The organism is Caulobacter sp. HMWF025, from assembly GCF_003060965.1.
Taxonomy (GTDB): domain Bacteria; phylum Pseudomonadota; class Alphaproteobacteria; order Caulobacterales; family Caulobacteraceae; genus Caulobacter.
The window spans coordinates 49,057-58,466 of the sequence record NZ_QAII01000011.1 but is presented as its reverse complement, the minus strand read 5'-3'; the positions used below and the strand labels follow the sequence as shown (position 1 = coordinate 58,466).

Sequence of the window (9,410 nt, the reverse complement as noted above, 5' to 3'; positions counted from 1 at the left end):
CCTGGCCTTCATTGGTGTGGCCATAGGCGGTGGCGTTCAGCTTGACCATGTCGTTGATCGGCAGGTTCAGGCTGGCACCGTAGAGATTGTCGTCACGGATGCCGGCACCGGAGTAGTAGGCGTCGTCGACCGTCGCGAACGGGGCGGGCAGGGTGCCGCCGGTCAGGTAGGCGCGGCCGGCAGCCACGGCCAGGGCCCAGTTGGGCTGGGTGTTGTCCCAGTTGCGACCCAGGCGCTTGATCATCTCGAACGAGAGGTCCTGGTAGTCCTGCTCGCGGCGTTCCGAGCGGTTGTAGAAGGCGGTCAGATCGCCTTCGCCCAGCGGCAGAACCGCCTTGATTTCGTACTGGCGCTGCTTCTGCTCGCCGCCGCCCTTCCACTTGTCGGTGCTCTGGTCCGCGACCGAGACATAGCCGCGCAGGCCGCCGAGGGCCTCGATCGCGCCGGTGTCGACCCGGCCGAACAGGCGGTACATGTTATCCGAGCCGACCGTCACATTGGTCTGGGCCCCGAAGGCCTCCGACGGATTGCGCGAGAAGAACTGCAGCGTGCCACCGAGATTGCTGGTCGAGGCGGTCGCCAGCGAACCGGCACCCTGGGCCAGTTCAAGGCGGCCGATGTTCTCGCTGGTGATGGCGCGGCTGATGTGCAGGCCGTTGTGGTTGCCATAGCTCATGTCGCCCAGCGGAATGCCGTCGAGCGTGAAGCCCAGCTGGTTCTGGTTGAAGCCGCGGATCGAGATGCGGGTCGACCACTCGTAGGACCCGAAGGCGTCCGACGACTGGAAGGTCACGCCCGGCAGCTTGTCGATGGCCTTCAGCGGGCTGCTGCCGGCGGCTTCCAGCGCGATGGCGTCGTCCTTCAGGGCCTGGACCTGGCGGCTCTGGCCCTGGCCGATGACGATGACGGCGTCGACTTCGGTGTTGGCGGCGGTGTCGGCGGGGGCGGCGGCGGCCGGTGCGGGCGCGTCAGCGGCGAAGGCCGGCGCGGCGGCCAGGGCGAGGGCGATCGAGGCCGCGCTCAGAAGCAGATGGTGTTTCATGGTCTATCCCCTTGTCGGTGCATCGGGAGCGGCACCGGATTAGGGGTCCCGTTAACAGTGACCCGCGACCGTTGGGCGACGGTTGGGTGTCGCTTTGCCGACGGATAAATGACAGGTTGATGACGAAAGGCCTGCGACTTTACCGCGCACCAAAGTCCGATCGGGCCCGGCCCTCGGAAAGGCTGCGGCGCGGCCTGTCAGGGGGAAGGTCCCCGCCGACATTGCGCAAATCGCCCCCGACAGCTATTTCAGCGCCCGTCCTCCCCCGAATTTAGACAGCGAGACCGACGCCCCCATGGCCCAGCAGTATATTTTCCAGATGCAAGGCCTGACCAAGGCCTTCCCGGGCGGCAAGAAGATCTTCGAAAACATCTGGCTGTCGTTCTATTCCGACGCCAAGATCGGTGTCGTCGGCGTCAACGGCTCGGGTAAGTCGACCCTGCTGAAGATCATGGCCGGCCTGGACGACCAGTTCTCGGGCGAGGCCAAGGCCGCCGAGGGCATCCGCCGGGGTTACCTGCCGCAGGAGCCGGTGCTGGACCCGACCAAGGACGTCTGGGGCAATGTCATCGCCGACTGCGAGGACAAGCAGATTTTCGACCGCTACAACGAGGCGGCCAACAAGCTCGGCGAGGACTATTCCGACGAGCTGATGGAAGAGATGACCAAGCTCCAGGAGATCATCGACGCCCGCGACCTGTGGGACATCGACTCCAAGGTCGAGATGGCCATCGATGCCCTGCGCTGCCCGCCGAACGACGCCAACATCGAAAGCCTCTCGGGCGGTGAAAAGCGCCGCATCGCCCTGGCGCGTCTTCTGCTCAGCAAGCCCGACATCATGCTGCTGGACGAACCGACCAACCACCTGGACGCCGAGTCGGTGGCCTGGTTGCAGCATCACCTGGAAAACTTCCCGGGCTGCGTCATCCTGGTCACCCACGATCGCTACTTCCTGGATCAGGTCACCAAGTGGACGCTGGAACTCGATCGCGGCAAGGGCATCCCCTATGAGGGCAACTACTCCGGCTGGCTGGAGCAGAAGACCAAGCGTGTCGTGCAGGAGCAGTCGGAATCCGACAGCCGTCAGCGCGCCCTGACCCGCGAACTGGAATGGGTCCGGTCATCGCCCAAGGCCCGTCAATCCAAGTCGAAGGCCCGTCTGGCGAGCTACGAGGAAATGGTCGCCGCGCAGGAAAACGCCCGCGCCGCCCAGACCCAGGCCCACATCCAGATCCCGCCCGGCCCGCGCCTCGGCAATCTGGTGCTGGAAGTCGAGGGCCTCGAAAAGGAGTACGGCGACAAGGTGCTGTTCAAGGACCTGTCGTTCCGCCTGCCGCCCAACGGCATCGTCGGCGTCATCGGCCCCAACGGCGCCGGCAAGTCGACCCTGTTCAAGCTGATCACCGGTCGCGAGCAGCCTGACGGCGGTTCGGTCAAGGTCGGCGAGACGGTCAAGCTTTCCTATGTGGACCAGTCGCGCGATGCGCTGGACCCCAACAAGACCATCTGGGAGGAGGTCTCGGGTGGCACCGACGTGATGATCGTCGGCAAGCGCGAGATCAACTCCCGCGCCTATGTCGGCAGCTTCAACTTCAAGGGAGCCGACCAGCAGAAGAAGGTCGGCCTGCTTTCGGGCGGTGAGCGCAACCGCGTCCACCTGGCCAAGACCCTGGCCACCGGCGGCAACCTGCTGCTGCTCGACGAACCGACCAACGACCTGGACATCGAAACCCTGCAGGCCCTGGAAGAGGCCCTGGAAGAGTTCGCCGGCTGCGCCGTGGTCATCAGCCACGATCGCTGGTTCCTCGACCGTCTGGCCACCCACATCCTGGCCTTTGAAGGCGACAGCCATGTCGAGTGGTTCGAGGGCAACTTCGAGATGTACGAAGAAGACAAGAAGCGCCGCCTGGGCGCTGACAGCCTGATCCCGAAGCGTATCAAGTTCCAGAAGTTCGCGCGCTGATCCGCAACGCCGGATCGACTGCAACAGAGTTCGGGGCGGCCGCAAGGTCGCCCCGTTTTCTTTTCGGGCCTCTCCCGATCGCGAGCGGCAGGCGTGTGTCGGTTGTCACTGGCGCCGGGCGAAAGGTGCGCTAGCTTGTCGCGCAATGACGGCCGCAGGACGGGCAGGGTGCCCCGCGCTGACGGCAGGAGGACAACCATGCCGCAAACCCCCGGCGAAAAGCCCAGCGTTTTGCTGTCCCACCAGATGCTGATGCCGTTGCAGCCCCTGCTCGAGGCGCACTACACCGTTTATCGCCTGTGGGAGCATCCCGACCATCTCGCATTCCTGGCCGGGCCGGGACTCAGCATCAGGGCCATCGTTCACGCCGGTGAGATGCTGCTGGGCAAGGACATGCTCGCGGAAATGCCACAGCTGGGCCTGATCGCCTGTGTCAGCGTCGGCTATGACGGCGTTGACGTGCCGTGGTGCAAGGGGCGCGGGATTTCCGTCACCCATTCGACGGGCCTCAATGCCGCAGACGTCGCTGACCATGCAGTCGGCCTCGTCCTGGCGGCCTGGCGCGGTCTCGTCGAGGGCGATCAGCGCCTTCGGGCGGGCCAGTGGTCGCATGCCGATCGAATGGCCCCGCGTCACGGGCTGCGAGGGCGCAAGGCCGGCATCGTGGGTCTGGGCCATATCGGCGAAGCCGTGGCCCGCCGGCTGGAGGCCTTCGACATGAAGGTCGCCTGGTGGGCCCCGCGTCCCAAGGACAGCGAGCGTCCCCGGGCCGAGAGCCTGATGGCCCTGGCGCGCGACAGCGATGTTCTGGTCGTCTGTGCCAGACCCGACGCCGACAACCGCCACATGATCTCCAAGGCCGTGATCGAGGCGCTGGGCCCAGCCGGCCTGCTGGTCAATGTGGCGCGCGGCTCTCTCGTCGACGAGGACGCCCTGATCGCGGCGCTGAAGGACGGCAGTCTCGGCATGGCGGCGCTGGACGTCTTCGAGCAGGAGCCGACTCCGGCCGAGCGCTGGAAGGATGTGCCGCGCACGGTCCTGACGCCGCATATCGCCGGGGCCACGCTGGACAGTATTCCCGCGATGGTCGGGCTGACCCTCGAGAACCTGCGGCGGTTCTTCCACGGCGAACCTCTGGCTTCACCCGTCGGAAGCTAGGGGCGCGGAAACGGTGTGGCGAACGGCTCCGGTTCCAATCTCAGACCGTTCACGAGCAAACTGACCGTCCGGTAGAAGCCGGCCAGCATCATCAACTCGATGCAGGCCGGCTCGTCAAAAGCGTCGCGCAGCCGGGCCCACAAGGCATCGTCGATATCGGCCCGGGCGTTGACCGCGTCGCAGAAGGTAATCAGCAACGCCTCGCGCGGTGACCAGCTATCGGCGACACCGGGGGTGACGGTCGCCGCCAGTTGAGAGGCATCCAGTCCGGCCTTGGCGGCAAAGATCGCTGCGTGCACGCCCCACTCATAGCCCGCGCCGTTCAGGGCGCAGACCCGATGGATGACGATCTCGCGCTCGCGCAGGCTCAGATGGCCCGGGTCAAGCAGTCCGCCGCCGGTAAAGCGCAGAAACAGCCGCTCGTCGCGCGCCAGGGTGCGGAACAGCGACAGGGGCTCGGTGCCGGGCGTGGTGAGCCGATTGAGAACCTTCTGGGCGGCGGGTGAATGCGGGGCCTCGGCGGGCGAGATGCGAGCGGACATCGGCGGCTCCTTATGCTACAGAATTTGTATCATGAAGCTTGATCGAGTTGCTACAAAAAATGAAGCGCCATTGCCGGGCAGGCCTGTGCGGGGCTCGTCCACCGGCAAGCCGGTCATGGCGGCGCTGGATCTGCTGGGGCGGCGGGGCAGCCTGCGGATCGTGTGGGAGCTGCGGGACGATGCGATCCTGACCTTCCGCGCCCTGCAGGCCGCCGCTGACCTGCCGCCAGGCACCCTGAATGCGCGCCTCGCGGAACTGCGCGCGGCGGATATTGTCTCGGCTGAGGCGGGCTACCGCCTGACGTCGCGCGGTGCCGACCTTGTGCTGGCCCTTGCACCGCTTCTGACCTGGTCGCAGACTTGGGCCGACGATCTCGCGATGGAGGATTGAAGCATGGCCAGGGTTCTGGGACTGGGCGGGATCTTCTTCAAGGCGGCCGATCCGGCGGTCGTGCGCGACTGGTATGCGCGCGTTCTGGGGTTCGAGATTCACGACTGGGGCGGGGTGATCTTTGACCATCCGAAGCTCGGCGTGGCCAACTGGTCGCCCTTCCCGGCGGACACCCAGTATTTCGAACCGTCAAAGTCGGACTTCATGATCAACTTCATCGTCGATGATCTCGACGGCGTGCTGGCCAGGGCCGCCGCAGAAGGGGTCGAGCCGACCGGCCGGCAGGATGAGGACATGGGGCGGTTTGCCTGGCTGATGGATCCGGCCGGGGTGAAGATCGAGCTCTGGCAGCCTGCTGAGGCCGCTTCCGGGGCATAAAGCTGTCGCCTCGACCGCAAAATCGGCTTGCCAAATCGGACATAAAGATATCTTTATGTCCTTATGAAGTTGTCCGCTGAACAGGTTGTCGAGATTCTGCGCGCGGCGGGGGAGTCCACCCGCCTGCGGCTGCTGGCGCTGCTGTCGCGCGAGGAGCTTTCCGTGCTCGAGCTGTGCCGGATCCTCGATCAGAGCCAGCCCCGGGTGTCGCGTCACCTGAAGCTGCTGGCCGAGGCCGAACTGGTCGAGCGCTTTCCAGACGGGGCGTGGGTCTTCTACCGGCTGGCCGGTAAATCGTCAGCCCATAGTCTGGCCTGGCAGGCGCTGGATCTGATCGACGAGGCCGATCCGGTCATTCAGGCCGATGTTGCCAGGCTGGACGCGGTGCGGGCCGAGCGCTCGACCGGAGCCCAGGCCTATTTCGCCCGCAACGCCGCCCGCTGGAACGAGATCCGCTCGCTCTATGTCGACGAGGCGGAGGTCGAGTCGGCGATCCTGCGCGCTGTCGGCGAGGGGCCCTTTGACGAGCTGGTCGACCTGGGCGCGGGGGCCGGGCGCATGCTGACCCTGCTGGGCGGCCGGGCCGGCAATGCCCTGGGTCTGGATCTCTCGCAGCAGATGCTCAACATCGCTCGTGACGAGGTCGCGCGGGCAGGGCTGATCCGTTGCGAACTGCGCCACGGCGACATCTTTGCCACCGGCTTGCCGGGGGGCTGCGCCGATCTGGTGACCGTACACCAGGTCCTGCACTATCTGGGCGATCCGGCGGCGGCCTTGGCCGAGGCGGCGCGGCTGGTCACGCCCGGTGGCCTGCTACTGATCGCCGACTTCGCCCCGCATGATCATGAGTTCCTGCGGGAGGTGCACCAGCACCGCCGCCTGGGCTTTGCGGACGCCGAGATCATTCCCTGGCTCGAGGCCGCCGGCCTTGAGCTTGAAAACAACATCGCCCTGCCGCCGTCTTCGGACGAGGGCCTCACCGTGAAGATCTGGACGGCGCGCCGCCGGTCCGACCGGTCCGCGCAAAGGAGCGCCGCATGACCCTTCCGCCCCTACCTCGCCGGGTGATCGGCCCCGTGGCCCGCGCCGGCGAGCGTGGTCAGAGCCAGGCCGGTGGCCGTCCGCGCGTCTCGTTCGAGTTCTTCCCGCCCAAGACTCCGGCCATGGAAGAGAGCCTGTGGCAGGCCATCACCCGCCTCGCGCCGCTGGATCCGGCCTTCGTCTCGGTGACCTATGGGGCCGGCGGCTCGACCCGCGAGCGGACCCACCGCACGGTCAAGCGCATCCTCGACGAAACCACGCTGAAGCCCGCCGCCCACCTGACCTGCGTCGGGGCCAGCCGGGCCGAGGTGGATGAGGTGATCCGTGAATACTGGGAGACGGGGGTTCGCCACATCGTCTCGCTGCGCGGCGATCCGCCCCCGACCGAAGGCGGCATCGGCGGGGTCTATGTGCCGCGCGCCGACGGCTATGCCAATGCCACCGAACTGACCCGGGCCGTGCGCGGCATCGCCCCGTTCGAGGTTCTGGTCGGGGTCTATCCCGAAAAGCATCCCGAGAGCCCGTCGATCGAGCACGACATCGAGGTGCTGAAGGCCAAGGTCGATGCCGGGGCCAGCCTGGCGATCAGCCAGTTCTTCTTCGATATGGATGCCTTCCTGCGCTTTGTTGATCAGGTCAGGGCAGCGGGGATCACCATTCCGATCCTGCCCGGCATCATGCCGGTGACCAATTTCAACGGCCTGAAGAAGATGTCGGCCGCCTGCGGCACGGCCATTCCGTCCTGGCTGGGCAACCTGTTCGAGGGGCTGGATCATGACGCCGAGACCCGCCGTCTGATTGCCTGTTCGGTGGCCGCCGAGATGTGCGCCAAGCTGCAGGAGCAGGGGTTCGAGGACTTCCACTTCTACACCCTCAACCGGGCCGATCTGGTCTATGCCATCTGCCGGGTGCTGGGCGTACGCGAGTCCATCGCCGCCGAGGAGGTCGCGGCATGAGAATCCTGGCCCTGATCCTCAGCGCCTTTCTGGTCCTGGCCGGCGTCGCGCCGGCCCGTGCCGACGGCTGGCCGCCGGCCTCCTGGAGCAAGCCGTTCAAGCCCTACCGGGTGGTCGGCAATATCTATTACGTCGGCTCCGAGGGGCTCTCGTCCTATCTGATCACCTCGTCGGAGGGCCATATCCTGCTGGATGCCGGGATGTCGGCCGAAGGCGCGAAGCTGGTCGAGCGCAATATCGTCTCGCTCGGCTTCAAGCTGGCGGACGTCAAGATCCTGATCAACACCCACGCCCACTATGACCATGCCGGGGGCCTGGCCCAGCTGAAGGCCGACACCGGAGCCAGGCTCTATGCCTCGTCGCAGGACAAGCCGGCCCTCGAGCAGGGGCGGCATTTCGGCGACAACGAGAACGGCCTGACCCCGTTCCCGGCCGTCAAGGTCGACCGCACCGTCGGCGACGGCCAGAAGCTGAAGCTCGGCGAGACCACCCTGGTGGCCTATCTGACCCCCGGCCACACCATCGGCGGCACCGCCTGGACGATGTCGGTCACCGAAAAGGGTCGGCCGCTGAACGTGGTGTTCTTCAATTCGATCTCGGTGGCCGGTAATGCCCTGGTCGGCAACAAAACCTATCCCCGCATCGTCACCGACTACCGGGCGACCTTCGCCAAGCTGAAGACACTGCCGTGCGACGTCTTCCTGCCGGCCCATGAGGAGCAGGGCGATCTGGTGGCCAAGCGTCAGCGCTACCTGCGCGGCGACCTGAACGCCTTTATCGATCCGGCCGAGATGGGCCGCTTCGTGGCCGCCTCCGAAGCGGCTTTCAACAAGGAGCTGGCGCGCCAGCAGGGAGCGGCCAAATGACCGACCTGTCCATTCGGGCCAACCGGGTCGCTGCCCTGAAGGCCGCCGCCAAGGAGCGCGTCCTGATCCTCGACGGCTCCTGGGGCGTGATGTTCCAGAAGAAGAAGCTGGTCGAGGCCGACTATCGCGGCGAACGCTTCGCCGACTACGACGGCCAGATGAAGGGCAATAACGACATCCTGTGCCTGACCCGTCCGGATCTCGTTGCCGAACTGCACGAGGCCTATTTCAGCGCCGGAGCCGACATCTCCGAGACCAACACCTTCTCGGGCACCACGATCGCCCAGGCCGACTACCGGCTGGGTGCGCAGGACGTCCGCGACATCAACTTCGAAGGTGCCCGCATCGGCCGGTCGGTGGCTGACCGCTGGAATGCCGAGAACCCCGACCGGCCCAAGTTCATCGCCGGCTCGATCGGGCCGCTGAACGTGATGCTGTCGATGTCCTCGGACGTGAACGATCCCGGGGCCCGCAAGGTGACCTTCGACCAGGTCTATGCAGCCTATCGCGAGCAGATCGCCGCGCTCTATGAGGGCGGGGTAGACCTGTTCCTGATCGAGACCATCACTGACACCCTCAACTGCAAGGCCGCGATCAAGGCGATCCTCGATCTGCGCGACGAGGGCCATGAAGAACTGCCGATCTGGATCAGCGGCACGATCACCGACCGCTCGGGCCGCACCCTGTCGGGCCAGACCGCCGAGGCCTTCTGGAACTCGATCAAGCACTGCAAGCCGTTCGCCGTCGGCTTCAACTGCGCCCTGGGGGCCGACCTGATGCGGCCGCACATCGCTGAGATGGCCCGCATCGCCGACACCCTGGTGGCGGCCTATCCCAATGCCGGCCTGCCCAATGCCATGGGTGAATACGACGAGGAGCCGCACCAGACCGGCCATGCCCTGCACGACTGGGCCGCCGACGGCCTGGTCAACATCCTCGGCGGCTGCTGCGGCACGACGCCGGACCACATCCGGCATGTGGCCGAGGCGGTGGCCGGCGTTAAGCCGCGCGCCATCCCCGAACGCCCCCGGGCCATGCGCCTGGCGGGCCTTGAACCCTTCGAACTGGCCTGA

General features: G+C 66.3%; 9 protein-coding genes and 2 pseudogenes. 8 read left to right on the top strand and 3 right to left on the bottom strand.

The genetic code is table 11. The annotated features are described in order from the left end of the window. On the bottom strand, positions 1 to 1,042 hold a 1,042-nt coding region (locus DBR10_RS01605; protein WP_158273147.1), incomplete at its 3' end, for a TonB-dependent receptor plug domain-containing protein. A gap of 295 nt (positions 1,043 to 1,337) precedes the next feature. On the opposite strand from DBR10_RS01605, the gene ettA reads away from it, so the two are divergent. Beyond that, complete coding sequence (gene ettA / locus DBR10_RS01600; RefSeq protein ID WP_108556097.1) at positions 1,338 to 3,005, top strand: energy-dependent translational throttle protein EttA; 1,668 nt, start codon at positions 1,338 to 1,340, stop codon at positions 3,003 to 3,005. A 198-nt stretch (positions 3,006 to 3,203) separates the two neighbouring features. Further along, positions 3,204 to 4,163: a 2-hydroxyacid dehydrogenase gene (locus DBR10_RS01595; protein ID WP_108503802.1), complete on the top strand. Its 960-nt coding sequence runs from the start codon at positions 3,204 to 3,206 to the stop codon at positions 4,161 to 4,163. Here DBR10_RS01595 and DBR10_RS19595 read toward each other — a convergent pair. Both DBR10_RS19595 and DBR10_RS19590 read right to left on the bottom strand, forming a co-directional pair. Then, a pseudogene (locus DBR10_RS19595) lies at positions 4,160 to 4,425 on the bottom strand (carboxymuconolactone decarboxylase family protein). The gene DBR10_RS01595 and the pseudogene DBR10_RS19595 sit on opposite strands and share 4 nt — an antisense overlap. Beyond that, positions 4,421 to 4,705, bottom strand: a pseudogene (locus tag DBR10_RS19590) (carboxymuconolactone decarboxylase family protein); the annotation flags it as partial. The pseudogenes DBR10_RS19595 and DBR10_RS19590, both read right to left, overlap by 5 nt. Positions 4,706 to 4,775: 70 nt before the next feature. Here DBR10_RS19590 and DBR10_RS01585 point away from each other — a divergent pair. The 6 genes from DBR10_RS01585 (at position 4,776) to DBR10_RS01560 (ending at position 9,410) form a co-directional block, all read left to right on the top strand. Next, on the top strand, positions 4,776 to 5,096 hold the full coding sequence (locus tag DBR10_RS01585; RefSeq protein ID WP_233243167.1) for a winged helix-turn-helix transcriptional regulator: 321 nt from the start codon (positions 4,776 to 4,778) through the stop codon (positions 5,094 to 5,096). 3 nt (positions 5,097 to 5,099) lie between these two features. Then, a complete protein-coding gene (locus DBR10_RS01580) occupies positions 5,100 to 5,474 on the top strand; it encodes a VOC family protein (RefSeq protein WP_108503804.1) in 375 nt (124 codons plus the stop codon). A gap of 63 nt (positions 5,475 to 5,537) precedes the next feature. Then, a complete protein-coding gene (locus DBR10_RS01575; protein ID WP_108503805.1) occupies positions 5,538 to 6,515 on the top strand; it encodes an ArsR/SmtB family transcription factor in 978 nt (325 codons plus the stop codon). Next, entirely contained in the window at positions 6,512 to 7,471 is a 960-nt protein-coding gene (gene metF, locus DBR10_RS01570) for a methylenetetrahydrofolate reductase [NAD(P)H] (RefSeq protein WP_108503806.1), read from the top strand. The genes DBR10_RS01575 and metF overlap by 4 nt, the downstream gene beginning before the upstream one ends. Then, complete coding sequence (gene bla, locus DBR10_RS01565) at positions 7,468 to 8,337, top strand: subclass B3 metallo-beta-lactamase (protein ID WP_108503807.1); 870 nt, start codon at positions 7,468 to 7,470, stop codon at positions 8,335 to 8,337. The genes metF and bla overlap by 4 nt, the downstream gene beginning before the upstream one ends. Beyond that, the gene (locus tag DBR10_RS01560) at positions 8,334 to 9,410 is read left to right on the top strand and encodes a homocysteine S-methyltransferase family protein (RefSeq protein ID WP_108503808.1); all 1,077 of its coding nucleotides are present in this window, start codon (positions 8,334 to 8,336) and stop codon (positions 9,408 to 9,410) included. Before bla ends, DBR10_RS01560 begins: the two co-directional genes overlap by 4 nt.

Excerpts from the sequence above, each read along its gene's own strand:
- ettA (WP_108556097.1), top strand. The coding sequence starts at position 1,338 with ATGGCCCAGCAGTATATTTTCCAGATGCAAGGCCTGACCAAGGCCTTC.
- DBR10_RS01595 (WP_108503802.1), top strand. The coding sequence starts at position 3,204 with ATGCCGCAAACCCCCGGCGAAAAGCCCAGCGTTTTGCTGTCCCACCAG.
- DBR10_RS01580 (WP_108503804.1), top strand. The coding sequence starts at position 5,100 with ATGGCCAGGGTTCTGGGACTGGGCGGGATCTTCTTCAAGGCGGCCGAT.
- DBR10_RS01575 (WP_108503805.1), top strand. The coding sequence starts at position 5,538 with ATGAAGTTGTCCGCTGAACAGGTTGTCGAGATTCTGCGCGCGGCGGGG.
- metF (WP_108503806.1), top strand. The coding sequence starts at position 6,512 with ATGACCCTTCCGCCCCTACCTCGCCGGGTGATCGGCCCCGTGGCCCGC.
- bla (WP_108503807.1), top strand. The coding sequence starts at position 7,468 with ATGAGAATCCTGGCCCTGATCCTCAGCGCCTTTCTGGTCCTGGCCGGC.
- DBR10_RS01560 (WP_108503808.1), top strand. The coding sequence starts at position 8,334 with ATGACCGACCTGTCCATTCGGGCCAACCGGGTCGCTGCCCTGAAGGCC.